General features: G+C 61.5%; 17 protein-coding genes. 3 read left to right on the top strand and 14 right to left on the bottom strand.

Annotated features, from left to right (window positions below):
• Nucleotides 1-38 precede the first annotated feature (38 nt).
• From fabZ to FHR23_RS07380, 10 genes are all read right to left on the bottom strand, one after another.
• On the bottom strand, nucleotides 39-518 hold the full coding sequence (fabZ, locus tag FHR23_RS07425) for a 3-hydroxyacyl-ACP dehydratase FabZ (protein ID WP_184002478.1): 480 nt from the start codon (nucleotides 516-518) through the stop codon (nucleotides 39-41).
• Nucleotides 515-1,216 carry an OmpH family outer membrane protein gene (locus FHR23_RS07420; protein WP_184002476.1) on the bottom strand — a complete coding sequence of 234 codons (702 nt, stop codon included), beginning with the start codon at nucleotides 1,214-1,216 and terminating at the stop codon, nucleotides 515-517. Before FHR23_RS07420 ends, fabZ begins: the two co-directional genes overlap by 4 nt.
• On the bottom strand, nucleotides 1,213-4,083 hold the full coding sequence (bamA, locus tag FHR23_RS07415) for an outer membrane protein assembly factor BamA (protein ID WP_184002474.1): 2,871 nt from the start codon (nucleotides 4,081-4,083) through the stop codon (nucleotides 1,213-1,215). Before bamA ends, FHR23_RS07420 begins: the two co-directional genes overlap by 4 nt.
• A 61-nt stretch (nucleotides 4,084-4,144) precedes the next feature.
• Nucleotides 4,145-5,278: an RIP metalloprotease RseP gene (rseP, locus tag FHR23_RS07410; protein WP_184002472.1), complete on the bottom strand. Its 1,134-nt coding sequence runs from the start codon at nucleotides 5,276-5,278 to the stop codon at nucleotides 4,145-4,147.
• On the bottom strand, nucleotides 5,275-6,441 hold the full coding sequence (locus FHR23_RS07405; protein ID WP_184002470.1) for a 1-deoxy-D-xylulose-5-phosphate reductoisomerase: 1,167 nt from the start codon (nucleotides 6,439-6,441) through the stop codon (nucleotides 5,275-5,277). Before FHR23_RS07405 ends, rseP begins: the two co-directional genes overlap by 4 nt.
• Nucleotides 6,438-7,214 carry a phosphatidate cytidylyltransferase gene (locus tag FHR23_RS07400; protein ID WP_184002468.1) on the bottom strand — a complete coding sequence of 259 codons (777 nt, stop codon included), beginning with the start codon at nucleotides 7,212-7,214 and terminating at the stop codon, nucleotides 6,438-6,440. The genes FHR23_RS07405 and FHR23_RS07400 overlap by 4 nt, the downstream gene beginning before the upstream one ends.
• Nucleotides 7,211-7,957 (bottom strand): isoprenyl transferase, encoded by a 747-nt coding sequence (locus tag FHR23_RS07395; RefSeq protein ID WP_343043089.1) that lies wholly within the window; start codon nucleotides 7,955-7,957, stop codon nucleotides 7,211-7,213. Before FHR23_RS07395 ends, FHR23_RS07400 begins: the two co-directional genes overlap by 4 nt.
• The gene (frr, locus tag FHR23_RS07390; protein WP_184002466.1) at nucleotides 7,957-8,514 is read right to left on the bottom strand and encodes a ribosome recycling factor; all 558 of its coding nucleotides are present in this window, start codon (nucleotides 8,512-8,514) and stop codon (nucleotides 7,957-7,959) included. Before frr ends, FHR23_RS07395 begins: the two co-directional genes overlap by 1 nt.
• Nucleotides 8,515-8,544: 30 nt before the next feature.
• Nucleotides 8,545-9,267, bottom strand: a complete 723-nt coding sequence (gene pyrH, locus FHR23_RS07385) for a UMP kinase (RefSeq protein ID WP_184002464.1) — start codon at nucleotides 9,265-9,267, stop codon at nucleotides 8,545-8,547.
• A 267-nt stretch (nucleotides 9,268-9,534) separates the two neighbouring features.
• On the bottom strand, nucleotides 9,535-10,953 hold the full coding sequence (locus FHR23_RS07380) for a coniferyl aldehyde dehydrogenase (protein ID WP_184002462.1): 1,419 nt from the start codon (nucleotides 10,951-10,953) through the stop codon (nucleotides 9,535-9,537).
• Between the two features lie 166 nt (nucleotides 10,954-11,119).
• Here FHR23_RS07380 and FHR23_RS07375 point away from each other — a divergent pair, with 166 nt between their 5' ends.
• Nucleotides 11,120-12,304: an acetyl-CoA C-acyltransferase gene (locus FHR23_RS07375; RefSeq protein WP_184002460.1), complete on the top strand. Its 1,185-nt coding sequence runs from the start codon at nucleotides 11,120-11,122 to the stop codon at nucleotides 12,302-12,304.
• 49 nt (nucleotides 12,305-12,353) lie between these two features.
• Nucleotides 12,354-14,078 carry an SLC13 family permease gene (locus FHR23_RS07370; protein ID WP_184002457.1) on the top strand — a complete coding sequence of 575 codons (1,725 nt, stop codon included), beginning with the start codon at nucleotides 12,354-12,356 and terminating at the stop codon, nucleotides 14,076-14,078.
• Nucleotides 14,079-14,732: 654 nt separating this feature from the next.
• Here FHR23_RS07370 and FHR23_RS07365 read toward each other — a convergent pair.
• The gene (locus tag FHR23_RS07365; protein ID WP_184002455.1) at nucleotides 14,733-15,221 is read right to left on the bottom strand and encodes an SH3 domain-containing protein; all 489 of its coding nucleotides are present in this window, start codon (nucleotides 15,219-15,221) and stop codon (nucleotides 14,733-14,735) included.
• 98 nt (nucleotides 15,222-15,319) lie between these two features.
• On the opposite strand from FHR23_RS07365, the gene FHR23_RS07360 reads away from it, so the two are divergent.
• Nucleotides 15,320-16,318, top strand: a complete 999-nt coding sequence (locus FHR23_RS07360) for a 2-hydroxyacid dehydrogenase (RefSeq protein ID WP_184002453.1) — start codon at nucleotides 15,320-15,322, stop codon at nucleotides 16,316-16,318.
• 6 nt (nucleotides 16,319-16,324) lie between these two features.
• Here the strand turns inward: FHR23_RS07360 and FHR23_RS07355 are convergent, their stop codons facing one another.
• Genes FHR23_RS07355 through FHR23_RS07345 form a run of 3 tightly spaced genes read right to left on the bottom strand, consistent with a single transcriptional unit; the run spans nucleotide 16,325 to nucleotide 20,954 of the window.
• Nucleotides 16,325-17,284, bottom strand: coding sequence for a dimethyl sulfoxide reductase anchor subunit family protein (locus tag FHR23_RS07355; RefSeq protein ID WP_184002451.1), 960 nt, complete (start codon nucleotides 17,282-17,284; stop codon nucleotides 16,325-16,327).
• Nucleotides 17,284-18,024 carry a 4Fe-4S dicluster domain-containing protein gene (locus FHR23_RS07350; protein ID WP_184002449.1) on the bottom strand — a complete coding sequence of 247 codons (741 nt, stop codon included), beginning with the start codon at nucleotides 18,022-18,024 and terminating at the stop codon, nucleotides 17,284-17,286. Before FHR23_RS07350 ends, FHR23_RS07355 begins: the two co-directional genes overlap by 1 nt.
• A complete protein-coding gene (locus FHR23_RS07345; RefSeq protein ID WP_184002447.1) occupies nucleotides 18,021-20,954 on the bottom strand; it encodes a molybdopterin oxidoreductase family protein in 2,934 nt (977 codons plus the stop codon). Before FHR23_RS07345 ends, FHR23_RS07350 begins: the two co-directional genes overlap by 4 nt.
• Nucleotides 20,955-21,021: the final 67 nt, after the last annotated feature.

Here is a 21,021-nt window from a genome sequence, read left to right as displayed (position 1 = left end):
ATACAGGCACCGCTTCAGAATTGCAAGCCAGCGATGATTCAGGCCGCTGGCGGATCCGCGATCATGGCAGTGAAATTCGCTTCCGCCGCCAGCTCTTCATCGATCGATGCCCGCCCGGCGAATTTGCACACCTTGGCGCGCTTCTGCACGAATTCCGCTTCCAGCGTCAGCAATACGCCCGGTTCCACGGGCTTGCGGAACTTTGCCCCGTCAATCGCCATGAAATAAACAAGCTTGCCGGTACCGGCGAGGCCCAGCGATTCAACCGCCAGAACGCCCGCCGCCTGTGCCAGCGCCTCTACGATCAGGACACCGGGCATGATCGGGCGACCGGGGAAGTGCCCCTGAAAAAAGCCCTCATTGATCGTGACCGCCTTGATCGCCCTGATCGACTGATCGGGGATCAGCCTCTCGACCCGGTCAACCAGCAACATCGGATAGCGATGGGGCAGCGCCGCCATGACCCGCCCGATATCGAGCGGACCGATGGCGGCGCGGGGTTCGGTTCCCTCGCTCATCGACCCTTGGGCGCCGGGGACGTCTTCGCCGGCTGCGTGGTCTGCTGCTGCTGCGCGGCGCGCAAAGCCGCGATCTGCTGGATCTGCTGGATCTGCTTCTGCAGGTTCATGATCTGACGGCTCGGCTGCCAGTTGGCGGGAACCGCGATCGAAACCGACGGCACCGTCGCATTGAGCTGCTTGGTCAGATCGTCGGTAATATTAGCCGAATCCGGTGCATAAAGCAGCGAGTCGGGAGAGAGGATCACATTGACCTTCTTCGCGGCAACGACTGCATCCTGAGCGACCTGATATTTCTGGGCGATCTGCTCGATGGCATAGGCCTGCGCCTTGATTGCCGGATCGTTCAGCTTGTTGATTTCGTCGTCAATCTGCTGAACCTGCTTCAGAACCGGGCTCTTTTCCTGCTGCGCTTTCTGCAACTCAGCATTGTCGACCTGCTTGTCGTGGTTGGTATCGAGCTGTGCGAGCAGGGTCTGACGGGTCTGCTCTTTCGCGCGAGCCTGATCCAGATTGGATTTATAGGTCGTCGCGATCTGCTGATTCGCGGTCTTGAACGCGTTCGAATCGGCAATGGCGACCGTCGGTTCGGCGGTTGCGATGCCGGACACCTGTGCATGCGCCGGAATGGCCGCGGCAGACAGCGCCATCGGCGCAACAGCCGCAGCGGCAAGCATCAATTTCTTGGAAATACTCATTGGAAGGACGTTCCTACGTTGAAGGTGAACAGTTTGGGATCATCGCCCGGCTGGGTCAGAATTGCTTTCGCCACGTTGATGCGCAGCGGACCGAACGGTGAATTCCAGTTTACGCCAAAGCCGATGGCGACTCGTGGCGATGCGCTATCGCCCAGATAGCGCTCGACAAAGGGCTGCGTGCCGACCGACAGCACGTTGGCAGTCGACCCCGAACATGTACCACCATAGCTGTCGGCATAGCCGGTGGCGCAGGTCGTGTAGCGTGTCGCTGCCGTTCCGGCATCCGTAGTATATGTATTGATATACAAAGGTACGGAAGCACCGTTTACGGTCGTGGTAAGCGGCAGCGGTTCAAGCGATGGAGAGCCATCGGCATTGTACAGCAAATTGCCGTTGGAATCGGTCGCCTGCGTGAACGTCGCCGTCGGCTTCGGTCGGGTCAGGCCGAACAAGGCACCCACCTGGACGAAGATCGACGGACGCAAGCCAAGCGACGATCCGGCCGAACCCAATGGAATCTGCAATTCCGCCTTACCCAGATAATAGGCTTTACCACCCAGCGGGTCGTCAGAAATATTGTTCTTGCCGGTGACCAGCAACTGATTGCCGCTCGCCGGGTCTTCGCCATTATAATAGATGCGCTGAATGCGCGGACCGACACCGCGAATATCAAAACCGGCGAATTGCGGCTCTCCCAGATAGAAGCGATCGGTAATACGTACCGGGTCGACGCCGTTACCGGGCGACTTGTCGAGCGAATGAATATATCCGCCCTCTGCCGACACATTGAAGATAAACCCGCTACCCAGATTCCAGTATTTACGCCCCTGCGCCTGACCACGTATATAATGCACGTCGCCGCCAAGACCGGCAAAGTCGACGCCCAACTGGATATAATGACCCGCAGTCGGGAACATATAGCTGTTCAGGCTGCTATAGCGAAGCTGCAACCCGACAGCCGACGTCAGACGATTTCCGATCGCTTCACAAAGATAGCGACCACCCTTTAACGGGTCACAGACACCGTTAGTATAATAGGTTGCCTGATCAAGTGAAACGTCGTCCTCGCTCAGCGTGTACCGACCCGTCAGCGACCAGTATTCTGTCAAAGGAATACTGGAGAAGATATTGAAGCCAGTCGAAACCTGCGAATAGACCGTGTTTCGACTGTCCCCGATATAGTTGAACGAATTATAGTCACGACGGAAGATGGTGCCACCCAGCGCGATCGGCTTGTCGAACAGATAAGGCTCGGTGAATCCTGCCTCGATCGACTTTGAATAATAGGAATAATTGACCGTAGCATAGGCAGTCTGCCCCATGCCGCGGAAGTTCCGCTGACGAATGGACGCCTGGATCAGAAAGCGTTCAAGGCTGGAATAGCCTGCCGACAGCGACAATTCGCCCGTCGCCTTTTCCTCAACATTCGCATCGAGGTCGATCCGGTCATCTGCCGAACCCTTCTTCTGCTTAATGTCGAACTTGTCCTGAAAATAGCCCAGCGAGTTGATCCGGTTTTCCGATCGCTTGACGAGGAACGCGTTGAACGGATCGCCCTCCGCCAGGCGCATCTCGCGCCGGATCACCTTGTCCTTGGTATTGGTGTTTCCGGTGATATTGACGTTTTCGACATAGGTACGCTTGGCTTCGCCGATGACGAAGTCGATCCCCATGGTCAGGTCTTTGCGATCCGGCTGGAAGCTGGGGCGAACATTGGCGAAGGCATAGCCTGCCAGCCCTGCCGTCTGCGTCAACTGGTCGACGGTATCCTCGACCTCTTTCGCATTATACCACTGCCCTTCCTTGATCGAGAGCGCCTTTTGCAGCTTATCGCCGTCCAGGGTGCGGATACCGCTGTCCACCGTAATCGGCCCGAACTTGTAGCGCTTTCCTTCCTCCACCACATAAGTGATGATAAAATCGCGCTTGTTGGGCGTCAGTTCGGCAACCGCCGATACGACCCGGAAATCGGCATAGCCTTCGGTCAGATAGAACTGACGCAGCTTCTGCTGATCATAGGCCATACGGTCCTGATCGTAGCTCGTGTTCGAGCTGAACAGGCGGAACCATTTCGCCTGCTTGGTCGCCATTTCGCTACGCAGCTTAGCATCGGAGAAGACATGGTTACCGATGATGTTGATCGCGGTAACCTTGGACTTCGGTCCTTCGTGAATGTCGAAGACGACGTCGACACGATTCTGGCTCAGCTTGACCATCTGCGGATCGACAGTGGCGCCGAAGCGCCCCTGACGGCGATAGAGCTCGATAATCCGTGCAACGTCTGCACGCACGGCGGTGCGGGTAAAGATCTGGCGCGGCGCGAGCTTGATCTCTTTCTGGATCTTATCGCTTTTCAGCCGCTTATTGCCTTCAAGAATGACCCGGTTGATGATCGGGTTTTCCTTGACGTGAATGATCAGGTTGCCCGTCTCAACGCCTTCGATCGACACATCGGCAAGGAAGTCGCTCGACAGAAGATCCTTGATTGCCTGATCGATCGTAACCGTTGTGTAGGGCTGTCCCACACGCAGCTTGGTATAAGACAGGATCGTCGACGGATCGATCCGCTGCTCGCCCTCAACCTGAAGCGATTTGACGACGTGCTCCTGCGGCGCGGGCAGCACGGGCGTCACTGGCTGTTGCTGCGCGCCCGGCGTCGATGCGGGCGGCACCTGCGTCATGGTCGGCTGGGCCGGTTGCTGCTGGGCCGGCTGCTGCGGCGCTGCCTGCTGCTGCCCGCCATTTGCGGCTGGTGGCGTTTCTGCCGTCTGTGCATGGGCGACGCCCAGCCCCGACAGCATTGTACATGCCAGCGCAAATGTCTTGGCATGCGCGCCGAAATTGGAAGACCTGCTTGTCGTCACCATCCACCCCAGTCGGAAAAAAATACACTCATCTACGCGAAGCGTCTGCCCTGCCCTAACCGCGTCAGCCAATCAACCCGGCCAAGCCGTGCCAGAGGCCAAAAGCGTCGAGATCGTTGAATGTTACGATCAGGAATAATGCCAGGATTGCAGCCAAACCTCCCCGGAACGCCCATTCCATTGCTTCCGGGCCGACCGGCCGACGACGAACCGCCTCCACCGCATAGAAAAGCAAATGACCGCCATCAAGCACAGGAACTGGCAAGAGGTTGATGAATCCGAGATTAATCGAAATCATCGCAATGAAGAAAATCAGCGGTTGCCAGCCCAATGTAAGCTGTTCGCCCGCCATATCGGCGATCCGAACCGGACCGCCGAGTTCGTCGATCGAACGACGGCCGGTAATCATCTGACCCAGCCCGTCGAGTGTTCCGCGAATCACGTCAACGGTCTGGCTCGCTCCGGCACCGATCGCACCCAGGGCGCCGACCTTTTCCAACACCGGGCTGCCATTGGCAACACCCAGGCGGCCCATGCGATATTCGTTGCCGAACCGGTCCACCTCTCGATGCACGTCCAGCGTCACTTCCATCGCGCGCGGGCTACCGTTACGCACAATATCCAGCGAGACCCGTTCACCCGGTCGCATCACCGTATATTGCGCCAGATCCTTGTAGGTGGAGACATGGCGTCCGCCGATCGCGGTAATCCGGTCGCCGGGTTCCAGCCCGGCCTTCGCCGCGGCACTGCCTTCCATCACCGCGCCAACCACCGGGGGCGTCCGATCGACGCCGTAAACCCCGGCAAAGGTTGCCAGAATAACGATAGCGATCAGAAAATTCGTAAATGGCCCCGCCGCAACGATAATCGCGCGTTGCCACAAGGACTTGGCCTGAAACGTTCTTGCCCGTTCGTCGGCGGGCAGCGCCAGCCATTCGGGCGTCGGCTGACTCGCCGGGTTCATGTCTCCGGCAAAGCGGACATAGCCGCCCAAAGGCAACCAGCCGAATTTCCATCGCGTGCCCCTGCGATCGGTGAAGCCCGCAATCTCCCGCCCGAATCCGATCGAAAATGCTTCTGCCTTCACCCCGAACAGCCGTCCGGCGAGATAGTGACCCAGCTCATGCAGGAACACCAGCGGCCCCAGCACCAGGGCAAAGGCGATAATCGTCAGAAAGAAACCCGGCGATTGGCTCAAGATACGCAGTCCTCTACTCGCTGTTCCGCGATCCGCCTTGCCTCGGCATCGATGGCAAGCACCGAATCGAGCGATACCGGCGGTTCCGGATCATAGCAGGACAATGTATCGGCGACGATTACGGCAATTTCGAGGAATCCGATACGCCGCTCCAAAAATGCTGCCACGGCCACCTCATTCGCGGCATTCAGGATTGCCGGGCGAGCGCCACCAGCCTCCAGCGCGGCACGGGCCAACGGAATGGCCGGGAAACGGGCCGGGTCCGGCGCTTCGAAATCAAGGCGCCCGATCGTCGCCAGATCAAGCGGCGGGCACGGCGTCGCCATACGGTCGGGCCAGGCCAGACAATAGGCGATGGGCGTGCGCATATCGGGCGTGCCGAGTTGCGCCAGCACCGACCCGTCGACATATTCCACCATCGAATGCACCACTGACTGGCGATGCACGAGAATATCGAGTTGCGCCACGTCGACAGGGAACAGGTGGAATGCCTCGATCAGTTCCAGCCCCTTGTTCATCATCGTCGCCGAATCGACCGAAATCTTGGCGCCCATCGACCAGTTGGGATGGGCCACCGCCTGCTCCGGCGTGATCGCGCGCATCGCATCCGCCGACCATTCGCGAAACGGGCCGCCGCTGGCCGTCAGCGTCACCTTGCGCACGCGGCGAGGCGCTTCATGGTCAAAACACTGGAATACGGCGTTATGCTCCGAATCGACGGGCAACAGGGTTGCGCCATGTTTCTGAACCGCCGCGAGCATGACATCGCCCGCCGATACCAGCGCCTCCTTGTTGGCCAGCGCAACTGTCTGCCCCTGCTCCACCGCCGCCATGGTCGGTTTCAACCCGGCGCACCCGACAATCGCCGCCATTGTCCAGTCGACGGGCAGACGTGCGGCATCGCAAATCGCATCGGCCCCGGCGGCAACCTGCACATTAGTTCCGGCAAGCGCTTCGCGCAGGGCGTCCAGTCGCTGCGCATCGCCAATCACAGCCCATTGCGCGCCGGTGCGCCGCGCAGCGGCGGCCAGTCCTTCGACATCGCGGTACGCCGTCAGCGCCACCACATCGAACGCGTCGGGCGACCGCTCGATCAAATCGAGCGTCGAGGTGCCGACCGACCCGGTGGCCCCGAGTATCGTAATGCGTTTGCGTTCGTTCATCGTACCAATACCACCAGCAGAGCCGCGATCGGCGCCACCGGCACCAGTCCGTCGAGCCTGTCGAGAAATCCACCATGGCCCGGCAGCATCGTTCCCGAATCCTTGACGCCTGCTCTGCGTTTCATCCAGCTTTCGTAAAGGTCACCCATCTGCGCGACAACCGCGAGGAGCGGCGTCGCAATGGCCAGTTGCACCGGCAGCCCAAAGCGATAGAGCACCGATGCAAAGGCCGCCGCTGCCACCACCCCGCCGGCCAGTCCCGACCAGGTCTTGTTAGGGCTGATGGATGGTGCAAGTTTGGGACCGCCGATCGACCGCCCTGCAAAGTAACCACCGATATCGCATGCCCAGACCAGCGCCATGGCCCAGAAGGCCAGCAACAGGCCATCGGGCTGTGCACGAATGACCAGCAATGCCAGCACAGGCAGGCCGACATACAGCACGCCAGCAGCCAGAATCGGCCGCTGCGTCACGATAACAACGAAAAACGCCGCCCCGAACGTCAGGCCCAGCGCCAGGAAACCCGGCCCCGCCGCGGCAGGGCACAGGATCGCCAGCGGCACCGAAAGGCTGAACTGCGCGATCCTTTTGAACCGGTATGAAACGCCGAGAAGGTCGCTCCACTCCGCCAACATCAGCAGCCCGGCAACCACCAGCACGAGCCAGAACAAATAGCCGCCGAGAATCAGTGCCGCGGCGGCGAGCGCGATCAGGGCCACGCCGACAACGGTACGCGTGGCGAGATCGGAACGGGGGGTGCCGGCCGCGCTCACAAGCCTCCAAATCGGCGATGCCGCATGCCATAACTCGACAGCGCCGCCGCCAGCGTCGCGCCGTCGAAATCCGGCCAGAGCGTATCGACGAACAGCAATTCGGCATAGGCCGCCTGCCACAACAGGAAATTGGAAAGCCGCTGCTCGCCCGACGTGCGGATCATCAGATCGAGCGGCGGCAGGTCATGGGTGTCGAGAAACGTCTCGAACACGGCCTCGTCCAGTGTATCGGGGTTGAGCACGCCATCGCGCGCCGCCTCCGCCACACGCCGCGCCGCCGCCAGTATCTCGCGCTGCGATCCGTAGTTGAGCGCGATGACCAGCGTCGCCCCCTCGGCATCGCGGGTCCGCTCGACAACATCCTCGACCATCTCGACCAGATCGGGCGACAGCGCGCGATAATCGCCAATGACGCGCAACCGGACGCCTTCGCGCACCAGTTCCTCGACCTCATTGCGCAGGAACCGCCGCAACAGGCCCATCAGATCGCTGACTTCAGCCGGTGGACGCCGCCAGTTTTCGGAGGAAAAGGCGTACAGAGTCAGAACCTCGATGCCCAGTTCGCGGGCAGCACGCGATACCTTGCGCACCGCCTCCACACCCTGACGATGTCCGGCAATGCGCGGCAAACGGCGCGCCTTTGCCCAGCGCCCGTTTCCGTCCATGATAATTGCAACATGCCGGGGCGCCCCGGCAATGCCACCGTCGCCACCGGCAAGCGGCGCTGGTGCGGGACGCGATATCACTGAGACAGGATTTCCTTTTCCTTCGACTGCGAGGCTGCATCGATATCGGCAATCGTGCTGTCTGTCAGTTTCTGCACCTCTGTTTCCAGGCGTTTACGCTCATCCTCGCTCAGCTCGCCCTTCTTCTCGTCGGTTTTCAGGCTGTCCATGCCGTCGCGCCGGACGTTGCGCGCGGCAATACGCGCTTTTTCCGCATATTGCCCGGCGAGCTTTGCCAGTTCCTTGCGCCGTTCCTCGGTCAGATCGGGAATGGGCAGGCGAACATTCTGGCCGTCGACGATCGGGTTAAGACCCAGACCTGCCGAGCGGATCGCCTTGTCCACCGCAGCGACATTCGTTTTGTCCCAGACCTGCACCGACAACATGCGCGGCTCGGGCGCCGACACCGTACCGACCTGATTGATCGGCATCTGCGCACCGTAAACTTCTACCGTGACGGGATCGAGCAGCGTTGTGCTGGCGCGCCCGGTGCGCAGCCCCTGAAGATCGTGCTTCAGCGATTCGACGGCACCGGCCATACGGCGTTCCAGATCGGCCTTGTCATAAGCGGCCATGCTATGCGTCCTCTTCTATCTTCTCAAAAATCAATCGTCGTTCTGAACGATTGTCGATGTTCCTTCACCGCGCAAGACCGCGGCCAGATTGCCCTCATCGCGGATATTGAACACGACGATCGGAATATCATTGTCGCGGCACAACGAAACGGCAGCCGCGTCCATCACCTTCAGATTATCGCCCAATACGCGGTCGAAGCTCAATGTGTTATAGCGCGTTGCATCCGGCACTTTTTTAGGGTCGGCATCATAAACGCCGTCGACGCTGGTGCCCTTGAACAGCGCATCGCACCGCATCTCGGCAGCACGCAACGCAGCGCCGGTGTCGGTGGTGAAGAACGGATTGCCGGTACCTGCCGCAAAAATCACGACCCGGCCCTTTTCCAGATGCCGTTCGGCACGACGGCGGATATAGGGTTCGCACACCGACGCCATCGGAATCGCGGACTGCACCCGCGTATCGACACCAATGCGTTCCAGCGAATTCTGCACCGCAAGCGCGTTCATCACCGTGGCGAGCATCCCCATATAATCGGCGCTCGCGCGGTCAAAGCCCTTTGCCGCGCCTGCCAGCCCGCGGAAAATATTGCCTCCACCGACCACCAGGCACAATTCGTGCCCCGCCTCTTTCGCGGCGGCCACTTCTCCCGCCACGCGGTCGCAGGTGGCCGGATCGATACCGAATTGTCCCTGCCCCATCAGGACTTCGCCGGAAAGTTTCAGCAGGATACGGTTAAAGCGGGATACAGCCATCGAATCTTTTCATTGTGATAATGTGGGCGAAGCGGCGCGGACCTTAGAGGCGGTAGCCCAAAGGAACAAGCACCGATGGAGACGGCGGAATCTGAGTTGCAAAGAAACCGCTTTCACGATTGCATATTTTGCAACTGCACTCGTGCCTTTCGCACTTGCAACATTTTTCGATGCAACGCAAAAAGAACCTGCCTTTCAGGCATCCTCTCCTAAAAACTTTCATAGCCGCCCTCCGGGGCGGCTTTTTTTTGGCGGTAGCGCTATCGTCTATCGCATCTGGCGGCGAATTGAACTTCTGGTGGTCCTGCCATAAGGCGGTTTCAGTCCGGCCAGCTTCGCCACATCCAGTCGCGACTGGCGAAAGACACTGCGCGCATGGCTGAAGGTTTCGAACCCGGTTCGCCCATGATAGGCGCCCATTCCCGATGGCCCGATACCGCCGAACGGCAACTCCTCCATCGAAACGTGGAAAATAACGTCGTTGACGGTTGCGCCACCGGAAATCGTCCGGTCGAGCACCTGTCGCTCCTCGCTCGCGTCGTTCCCGAAATAATAAAGTGCCAGCGGACGGGGACGGCCATTCACCTCCGCTATAGCGCCCTCCATATCCCGGTAGCGGCGGATCGGCAGCACGGGGCCGAATATCTCTTCCTGCATGACCAGCATATCGTCGGTGGCGTCGCGAATGATATGCAGCGGCAGCTTGCGGCTGTTCGACGCGGCAAAATCCTCCCCGGCGGGGTTCACCTCCACGACCTGCGCGCCTCTGGCCCGCGCATCCTCGATCCAGTCGGTCAGTCGTGCATAATGCCGGTCATTGATGATGGCCGTATAATCGGGATTGGCGAGCAGCGTCGGATACATGGCAGTGGCAGCACGCGTCAGCCCGTCGACTATCTCCGCCTCCTTAGCTTCCGGCACCAGCATGTAATCGGGCGCGAGGCAGATTTGCCCGGCGTTCAGCATCTTTCCCAACGCCACCCGTTCGGTCGTCCGCGCGATGTCGGCGGACTGTCCGACGATCACCGGCGATTTTCCACCGAGTTCAAGCGTCACCGGCATCAGATTATCGGCTGCGGCATGCAGAATATGCCGCCCCACCCCGGTCGCACCGGTGAACAGCAGGTGATCGAATGGCAAGGCGGCAAAGGCCTGCCCCACCTCCACGCCGCCCGTCACGAAAGCCAGTTCCTCGGTATCGAAATAGCGTCCCGCGAGTTCCGCCATCAGTTCGGACGTTACCGGTGTATATTCAGACATCTTGACCATTGCCCGGTTTCCGGCGGCCAGAATCCCCGCAAGCGGCGTCATCACCAGATTGACCGGGAAATTCCACGGCGCGATTACGCCGACCACGCCCTTGGGCTGATATTCCACCCGCCCGCGCGCACCCAGCAGGCCGAGGGGGAACTGTACCGGGCGGCGATCCGCCTTCATCCAGCGCGAAAGATGTTTGCGCGCATGGTTCAATGCCGCGACTGAAGCAGCAATATCCGTCATCATCGACTGTTCGCGGCTGCGATGGCCGAAATCCTCGCTCAGCGCGTCGCATAATGCATCGGCATTCTCGGAAACCATCGCAATGGCGCGTTTCAGCCGATCCTGCCGGACGGCGGCGGGCACCGGCAAGTGGCTCATAAAGGCGCTGCGCTGCGTCCCTAGGACAGTCTCAAGTGTATCGGTCATTGCGCCCTCTCCATTCTATCGGGCTTTCTTTTGCCGTTATGCGGATAGAGATACTGGCAGGAAGCCCGGTTGTCGAACGACAACGGCTGCCGCTGTTTTGCAAATGCCTCTGCCCGCCCCTAAGTCAGCGGCAACGAATCAAATCTGCTGAGCGGAGAGAATTGCCATGTCCGATCCCGTCGTCATCCTGTCCTATGCCCGCACGCCGATGGGCAGCTTTCAGGGCTGTCTATCGGATGCCTCCGCCACTGCGCTGGGCGCGACGGCGGTAGGTGCGGCGGTCGAACGGGCCGGGCTATCGGGGGAAGCGATCGAGCGCATCTATATGGGCTGCGTCCTGCCCGCCGGGCTGGGTCAGGCACCTGCGCGTCAGGCAGCGCTCAACGCCGGACTGCCGCAGCATGTCGAGGCGACCACCGTCAACAAGATGTGCGGATCGGGAATGCAGGCGTCGATTCTGGCCAGCGACGCGCTCGCCGCCGGCTCGGTCGATATGCTGATCGCAGGCGGCATGGAGAGCATGACCAACGCCCCCTATCTTTCCATGCACCATCGCAGCGGCGCGCGGCTGGGCCATGACCGGATGATGGACCATATGTTTCTCGACGGGCTGGAAGACGCCTATGAACCGGGCCGGTTGATGGGCAGCTTTGCCGAGGAAACCGCGCAGGAATATCAGTTTACGCGTGAGGCGCAGGACAATTTCGCCATCGCCTCGCTGGAGCGCGCGCAAAAGGCACAGAAATCCGGCGCATTCGATCGCGAGATCGTGCCTGTCGAGGTGCAGACGCGCAAGGGCAGCAACACCATCCGCCTCGACGAACAGCCCGCACGCGGCGACGTTGCCAAAATTCCGACGCTCAAACCCGCCTTTGCCAAAGACGGAACGATCACCGCAGCCAACGCATCGTCGATTTCCGACGGTGCGGCGGCGCTGGTGATGACCCGGCTTTCGGTTGCCGAAAGGCTGGGGCTGAAACCGGTGGCGAAGGTCGTCAGCCATGCCGCGCACGCCCATGCCCCCGCCCGCTTCACCACCGCGCCGGTATTCGCGATGCGCAAGGCATTGGAAAAGGCTGGCTGGACCACCGGCGATGTCGACCTGTTCGAAGTCAATGAGGCCTTTGCCTGCGTGTCGATGATCGCGATGCGCGACCTGAGCCTCAGCCACGATGTCGTCAACGTACATGGCGGTGCCTGCGCGCTGGGCCATCCGATCGGCGCCAGCGGGGCGCGGATCATGGCGACACTGCTTTCCGCGCTGGAAGGGTCGGGACAGAAGCGCGGCCTTGCCTCGCTGTGCATCGGCGGCGGGGAAGCCACCGCCATGGCCGTCGAGTTGATGCACTGATATCGAATTGGGGGGTGACGCCACCGGTTAGCCACCGCATAGTTGCCGCATGACGCCTGCTGCGCTGAGCGCGCTCGTGCTGGGCATAGCCCTGTTACTGTTCGTGTCGGAACGCGTCCGCCACGATCTGGTGGCGTTGCTGGCGCTGTTCGCGTGCCTGATCCTCGGCATCGTCAAGCCTGCGGACGCCTTTGTCGGGTTCGCCGACCCGGCAGTGCTGACCGTGGCGGCGATCCTCGTCATCGGGCGGGCCATCGAACTGTCGGGCGTGGCATCGGCGATTGCCAAGCGCGTGATCCCGCACCGCGCAGGCTTCACCATCCGGCTGCTGATGCTGCTGATCGTCGCGGCCACGCTGTCGGCGTTCATGAACAATATCGCCGCGCTGGTCATCACCATGCCCATCGCCGCCGATGTCGCGCGCGGGGCGAAACTGCCGCCTGCGGCAACGCTGATGCCGCTGGCCTTCGCCACCATCCTCGGCGGGATGACGACGCTGATCGGCACGCCCGCCAATCTGATCCTGTCCTCCGTCCGCGAGCAGGAGCTCGGCGCGCCGCTGGGCTTCTTCACCATGACGGAGGTCGGCGTCGCGGTCTCGGTGATCGGACTTGCCTATCTGGGATTCCTGGGCTGGCGGCTGTTGCCGGTGCGACGATCCGGCGTTCGCGAAACCCGGCCGCCCTGGCGTGTGTTTGAGCTGATCGTACCGGCGGGAACAACGCTGGACCTGCAACCGCTGCTGCCTGCGCTGCGCCGCGTGCCGGCCAGATTGCTGGCAGTGCTGCGGTCAGGGCAACAGCTTGCCGTATATGCGGGCCGCACACTTCAGCCGCAGGACCGGCTGCTGCTCCTGTCGCGCGTTAATCAATGGGTTGCCGCCGACCGGACCGGTCTGGCCGCCCCCGATGTAGCCGACGAAAATGAAGTCACCGCGCGGACCGTGGTCGCGCACGGTTCCTTCCTGATCGGCCACGGACATCACCATATCAAGAGCCAGAGCGACGGACAGTTGCGTGTCGTCGCGGTCGGGCCACGTGCCGCGCGTGAACGCCAGTCGCTGTCCGCCATGACCATCCGCCCCGGCGACCAGTTGTTCCTGCGCGGCCCCGCCGAAGCGCTGGCGCAATTTATCAGTCAGGCGCGCCTGCTGGAGATCGACCGGCTGGATCTGCCCAATGTCGCGCGGTCGAAAGCGGCAACGATCATCGCGATATTCACCGTGTCGATCGTGCTGGTCGTCAGCGGCCTTGCCAGCCCCGCCGTCTCTTTTGTCGGTGCGGCCATCGTGCTCGCGGCCTTGCGCCTGATCCCGGCGGAGGAAACCTATCGCTCGATCGACTGGAGCGTGATCGTGCTGCTCGCGGCGATGATCCCGGTGGGGCAGAGTTTCGAAACCACCGGTGCTGCGGCCGATGTGGCGCATATGCTTGGCCGCGTGCTGCACGGCCAGCCGTTGTTCGTCACCATCGCCGCCTTGTGCGCGGGCACGCTGCTCCTGTCGATCTTCCTCAACAATGTCGCCACCGCCGTCATCATGGGGCCGCTGGCGATAGAAACGGCGCGCCTGCTCGGCATTCCGGCGGATGCGGCGTTGCTGGCAGTACTGATCGGCGCATCGTCGGATTTCCTGACTCCCATCGGCCACCAGAACAACCTGCTGGTGATGGCGCCCGGCGGCTATCGCTTCACCGATTACGGACGCATGGGCGGCGTATTGGTCATCCTGGTCGTCCTGACCGCCGCCGCCGTACTTAGCTGGCGCTATGGGTAGGAGGCAGACCACCGCGTGTACAAATGTCTCAAATGGGTGGTTAGGCGAATGGCAGTTTCAGGTCTCGTTAAGGCGATAGCCGCGCTACAGATTCCCAGTTGCTTAGTTCCCTTCGTCGGCGCTGGTTTGAAATTTCAAATTTTCGAGCCGACCGCCTTCATGGATCACAAACCTGCCGCGGCCATAGCCCGTAGCACCCGTCGTCACGGAAACATCGTATACCACGCCTCGCTTTAGCGGTTTCGCGGAGATTTGGTCACTGTTGCGTTGATGCTGGCCTTTCAGTGCTGCGCCATACAAGAGGGGAAATCTGTTTGCACATGCATCGTCATAGCTGACGCTTTCCTGCCAAAGAGTGGCATGCTCCCCCTCTTCCTCAACGACTTCGACGCGCCGAAAACACGATGGCTGTTTAGAAGAATCAGGACCCACGATGAACGCGAGCTTCCCGTTCCGAGCTACTGCCAAGACATCATAGCCATAGGAGCAACTGCTCAACATCAGAGCTGCCACAGCGAAAGCGGCTAATTTAGCGAGCATCCTGCTAGCTTACCTATCGTCTGCTATTAGGCAAGCTGACCGGAGGTCGAGACGACCTATGTTGAGGCGAAACCTGACCGGTAAGCCCAGGCACCACCAGACCCGTCGCACCCCCTAAAACTCCTCACCCGGATCGACGCCCCATAGCTGCGACTGTTCGACATATCCGCCGCGTCCGTGTACGTCGAAATAGCACCAGCCCCGGCTGCATTCGCTGATCCGCCCTACCACGCCGGGTGCTGCGCGCCAGTTGATACTGGCGGAGAAGCCGGGCGACGATCGCATCGCGGCAATTCCGCCATGCACCATGCCCGTCCGGCGCGCGCTCAGCAGGCCGACCTGCATCCAGCCTTCGGTGCCGTCGGGATCCTCGATCTTGCGCCAGTCCTTATAGCGTTCGACCACCTTGATGGGCAGGTCGGCGCGCTCATACACCCAGCTTATCGGATAGTTGCGGCCCGGCCCGGTCCGCATCCGCGCTTTGCCTGCGGAGATCGAGGCGTAATAGGGCACTTTTTGCGTTTGCGCCTGTGCGGGCGGAATCGTCGCAACCGCGACCACCGCCACTATTGCCGCGGGCGCAGCCCCAATCCAACCTCGCATAGCAACTCCCCGCAATGGTTCGGATATTGCGCTTACTCCTCCCAAAGGGTTTCTATCAACCGTTGACTGTCGGGGCCGACCGGGCCAATCGAACGAATATGGCACGGCGTTTCGATCAGTCTCCGCCACGGGTGTTCGTGACCCGCCGGCTTCCCGAAGCCACCGAGCGGCGCATGGGCGAGTTGTTCGACGTCACCCTGACCGGCGCGGAGGAACGGCTGGAACGCAGCGCGCTGATCGCCGCGGTCGCCGATTGCGACGTGCTGGTGCCGACCGTCACCGACAACATCGACGCGGGCGTGATCGAAGCGGCGGGCGAGCGTATGAAGCTGATCGCCAATTACGGCGCGGGCGTGAACCATATCGACCTGAAGGCGGCACGCGCGCGCAACATCGTCGTCACCAATACGCCGGGCGTGCTGACCGAAGACACCGCCGACATGACGATGGCGCTGATCGTTGCGGTTCCCCGCCGTCTGGCCGAGGGCGAGAAGCTGGTGCGTTCGGGCGGATGGAAGGGCTGGAGTCCCGGCGCGATGCTGGGCCACCGGATCGGCGGCAAGGCGCTGGGGATTGTCGGCATGGGCCGGATCGGCCGCGCAGTGGCGGCACGCGCCCGCGCCTTCGGCCTGTCGATCCATTACCATAACCGCAACCGCCTGCCCGCCGTGCTGGAGGCGCAACTGGGTGCGCAATGGCATGAATCGCTCGACGCCATGCTGGCGGCGATCGACATCCTCACCATCCACACGCCGCTCAATGCCGACAGTGAGAATCTGATCGACCGGCGACGGATCGGCCTGCTGCGTCCGCATGTCCATGTCATCAACGCCTCTCGCGGGGGAATTGTCGATGAAGACGCGCTGGTCGAGGCGCTGGAGGACGGGCGCCTTGCCGGGGCGGGCCTCGATGTCTGGAAATATGAGCCGGAGATCAATCCGCGCCTTCTCGCGCTGCCCAATGTCGTGCTGACCCCGCATATGGGCAGCGCCACGCATGAAGGCCGCGAAGCCACCGGCGACAAGGTAATCGCCAATATCCGCGTCTGGGCGGATGGCCATCGCCCGCCCGATCAGGTGCTCGAAGGCTGGCTCTAGCGCCGTTTACGCAGCCGCTTCCTTGTCGGCATAGCCGTAATAGAGCGTAACGGTATGCGTCGCTTCGGCGAAGAACAGCCAGCGTTCGACCAGCATCCCGGCAAGCTGTACCAGTGCCGCCAGGACACACCCCACGACCGACAGCCATCCCGGCGCGATCAGCGCCACCGCCAGCAACGCGATCGGCGCTGCAAAGGCCAGCGCCTGCGCGATAATACGCAGCCTTGCCGAATGTTTGCGCGCGATTTTGTAGCCCATTTCCTTGAGCAGATAATTCTGTTCGGTGTGCGGCCATTGCGAAGACCGCACCTTGCCCGCATTGCCGAGACCAGTGGCATCACCCAGCGTTGGTCCGTCCCTGTGCGTGGCGTTATAGCGCCAGATCGTCCGCTTCATGATCCAGCCCAGAATGGTGGTGCCCAGTGCGAGCAACACCATCGGCTGAGAGCCATGGCCGAACAAATGCAATACCCCGTTCAGCAGCACTGCCCCGGTCATCGCCGCGAACAGCAGATAGCCCGGCAGGGTGGTCGGATTATGCCATTCGCGTACCGGCTTTAACGAGGCATAGATCATCGCGGTCATGCACACGGTGACAACAGCGCCCAGCGCCATCAACGCTCCGGCAGCGACAACCCAGCCGCCCGTCCTGCCCAGAAACACCCAGCCGACCCCGAATGCCGCAATCGGCAGATAGGTCAGAACGGATGCGACGCCTTCGCGCGACAGCCAGGAACTGCGCCATTGCGAAAAGGCCCGCCAGGCGCGTTCGGGCCGCCCCAGATGCGCGGTAGAGGACAACAGCCCGGCGGAAATCAGCCCGACCGCCAGCGCCATCGTGACGAAACCGAACCAGAACCCACCCGGCAGGATGCCCGCCAGTGCCGCCAGCCCCAGCCAGAACAGCAAGCCGTATCCTGCCCCGCTGGCGGTTGTGAAAAAGATGACGGAGAAAGCCGGACGCATCAGTCTTTCCCCGACAGAATACGATCGACCCAGCCAAGGAATCCGCCCTCTGCCTTCACGGCCTCAAGCGGTTTCGCAGCGGTATTGACCGGGTGGTTCTTCCGCTCACGCGGCGGCAGATAGCGGTTGACCGGTTTGTAACCGAGTTCGGGCATCAGTTCGACGCCGCCGCGTTCGGCGGACAGTTTCGAAATCGCCGAGTCCGGGTCGCCGAAATCGCCGAAATGCCGCGCACCGGTCGGGCACGCCGCAACACAGGCGGGCACGCGATCCTCCTCCGGCAGGTTTTCGTTATAGATACGGTCGACGCAGAGCGTGCATTTCTTCATGACCCCCACATCGACGTCGAATTCGCGCGCACCATAGGGGCACGCCCAGCTACACAGCTTGCACCCGATGCACTTGTCCTGATCGACCAGCACGATCCCGTCGGAGGTCCGCTTGTACGACGCGCCGGTCGGGCATACCGTGACACAGGCGGGCTGCTCACAATGCAGGCAGGAGCGCGGGAAATTGACCGTACGCCCGCCATCGGGCGTATCCTGTTCATAGGTATGAACCCGGTTAAAGAACACACCGTCGGGATCGGCGTCATAGGGCAGCAAATCGGTCAGCGGCGCGCTATGCGCACCGGTATTCCATTCCTTGCAGGACGTAACACAGGCATGGCAGCCGACACAGGTATCCAGGTCGATGGCCAGCCCCAGCTTCCTGTCGGTTTTGACGGGGATGCAGGTCATTTCGTCTTCCCTTTGTCCGCAAATTCCGCGCCGAACGAGAGCTTGTCGGGCGACGGTGAAAAACCTGGGGGTAACGGCACGGGCGGGAGCAGGGGCGCAGTCTCCCCCGCCTCGTCCGCCGTACATTTGACCAGCCGCACGCGCACATCGAACCATGCCGCCTGCCCCGTCACCGGGTCGGAATTGGAATAGCGCTTCCCGCGTGCATCAGGCGGCAGTTGATCGCCGATCGCATGATTGAGCAGAAAGCCCTTATTGCTCTCTTCCGCACCGGGCTTCAGGCCCCAGGCGCCCCGCCGCTTGCCGATGGCGTTCCATGTCCACACCGTATGCGGATTGACGCCGTCCATCAGTCTGATTTGCCCCTTCACCCGCCCATGGGCGCTTTCGATCCACACCCAGTCGTCATCGGTCAGCCCGGCGGCATGTGCGGTTTCGCGATGGACGAACAAATGATTCTGATTGGTGATCTGCCGCAGCCAGGCATTCTGCCCGCCCCAGCTATGATACATGTGCATCGGCCGCTGAGTCAGCGCGTGGAGCGGATAGGTTTCACCATTGACCGCCGCTTCGTCGAGCGGCGGGTACCAGATGGGCAGCGGGTCGAAATAGTCCTCCACCCGCTCGCGCTCAGCCTCCGGCACCGCAATCGCACCATGCCCCTGCGCCGCGAGCCTGAACCGTTGAAGCGGTTCGGAATAAAGCTGAAAGAAGATCGGTTCCGGCGCATCCAGAAACCCCATATCCGTCGCGAAATTCAGATAGCTGCGGTTCGCCATCTTGTAATAGCGCTGGTCGGCGTCCAGCCGGTGATGCCAGAACCCGCCATTAGCGATATAGCGCTCAAGCTGGTCGGGATTGGGCGCACCACGGCCAAAACTTTCGCCCCTTTCCCCGCGAAACCCGGCAAGCGGGCCGATACCCGGCTTTCGTTCATGCCGGACGATATAATCGGCATAGTCGCGATATTTGGGGCTGCCATCTTCTTCGACAAAGCCGGGAAGGCCGATACGCGCACCGAGATCGATCAGCACCGTCTGAAACGGTCTGACATCGCGATCGGGCGGGATCACCGGCTGGCGTATGGCATCGCCCGGCCCGTCGGCATGGCTGATCGGCCGGTCGAGCAGGCTGATACAGTCATGCCGCCCCAGATAGGTGGTGTCGGGTAGCACCAGATCGGCATAGGCCACGGTTTCGGAATTATAGGCGTCGGAATAGAGGATGAAGGGGATTTTATAGGTGCCGTCTTCGTCCTTGTCGGTCAGCATCGCGATGGTCTTTTCCGTGTCCATCGACGAGTTCCACGCCATGTTCGCCATATAGAGGAACAGCGTGTCGATCGGGTACGGATCGCCGGCCCAGGCATTGCGGATGACGCGATGCATCTGCCCATGCGCGGCAAAAGGCGCTTCCCAACTGAACGCCTTGTCGATGCGGATCGGCGTGCCGTCAGCATCGACCATCAGGTCTTCGGGATCGGTGACGAAACCCAGCGGAGAGCCGTCCAGTGGCGTATCCGGCCTGCCGCCGTCCTTGCCGTGCGGCTTGTTGGGCGGCGGCACCGGCTTGGGATAGGGCGGACGAAAGCGGAAACCGCCCGGCACCTCGACACTGCCCAGCAACACCTGCAACAAATGGATCGCGCGGCATGTGTGAAAACCGTTGGAATGGGCGGAAATGCCACGCATCGCGTGCATCGCCACCGGCCTGCCCTTCATCGTCTCATGTCGCACGCCTCTCCAGTCGGTCCAGGCGACCGGCAGTTCGATCTCCTCCTCAAACGCGACATGGGCGAGTTCGGCGGCAACCCGGCGGATCGTATCGGCGGCGATACCGCAGCGTTCCGCCACGCTGTCAGGCGCATAGCGTTCGTCGAGATAGCGTTGCGCAAGCAGTTGAAACGAAGGAACACAGACCTTTCCATCGACGGTAAAGCTGCCTGTAAGCGCCGGCTGCAGTGCGGGATCGTCAGCAGCCAGAGGACGCCCCTGTCCCCGGTCCCATGCGAGAATATCGCCAACCCCATTGCGCGCGAACAGGCCGTGTTCGGCACTGCCGGGGGCATGGATCACCAGCGCGGGCGCATTGGTGTAGCGCGCCAGATAGTCGAGATCGACCTTCCCCGCCTTCAGCAGTTCATGCACGATCGCCAGTACGAACAGCCCGTCAGTGCCGGGGCGGATACCGATCCAGTCATCGGCAATCGCATTATAGCCGGTGCGGCAGGGATTGATCGACACAACCTTCGCGCCGCGCGCCTTCAGCTTGCCGATGCCGATCTTGATCGGGTTGGAGTCGTGATCCTCCGCCACGCCGAACAGCATGAAATATTTCGTGTTATCCCAGTCGGTTTCGCCGAACTCCCAAAAGGCGCTGCCAAGCGTATAAAGGCCGCCTGCCGCCATGTTGACCGAACAGAATCCGCCATGCGCGGCGAAATTGGGGGTACCGAACTGTGTCGCCCACCAGCCGGTGAGCGACTGCGACTGATCGCGCCCGGTAAAGAAGGCGAGCCGTTTGGGATCGGTAGCACGGATATGGCGCAGGCGGTCGGCTGCAATCTCCAGCGCTTCGTCCCATTCGATTTCCCGAAACTCCCCCGACCCGCGTTCGCCGGTTCGCAACAGCGGTTTTTTCAGCCGCGCCGGGCTGTATTGCGTCATGATGCCCGCGCTGCCCTTGCCGCACAGCACGCCGCGATTGACCGGGTGATCCTTGTTCCCGTTGATGTACCGGATTTTGCCGTCGCGGACATGCACGTCGATGCCGCACCGGCATGCACACATGTAACAGGTGGATTTGACGATCCTGTCCCCGATTTTGGGCGAGGTATCGACCCCGTCGCCCTCTTCGGGTGCATGAGGTGTCCCCAGCGCCTGTTGAGAAGGAGCAGCGTTCGCGCCGCGCGGGTGTCGGATGTCAGCCATGAATTCCCAATCGTTCAGACGACCGGTCACTCGACCGATTTGCCGATGGGTATGGTACCCGCCCCCC

Origin of the sequence: Stakelama sediminis, from assembly GCF_014199335.1 — a bacterium.
In the GTDB taxonomy this organism is placed as follows: domain Bacteria; phylum Pseudomonadota; class Alphaproteobacteria; order Sphingomonadales; family Sphingomonadaceae; genus Sphingomonas; species Sphingomonas sediminis.
Note: the sequence above shows the minus strand (reverse complement) of the source record. Positions and strands in the feature narration are given on the sequence as shown.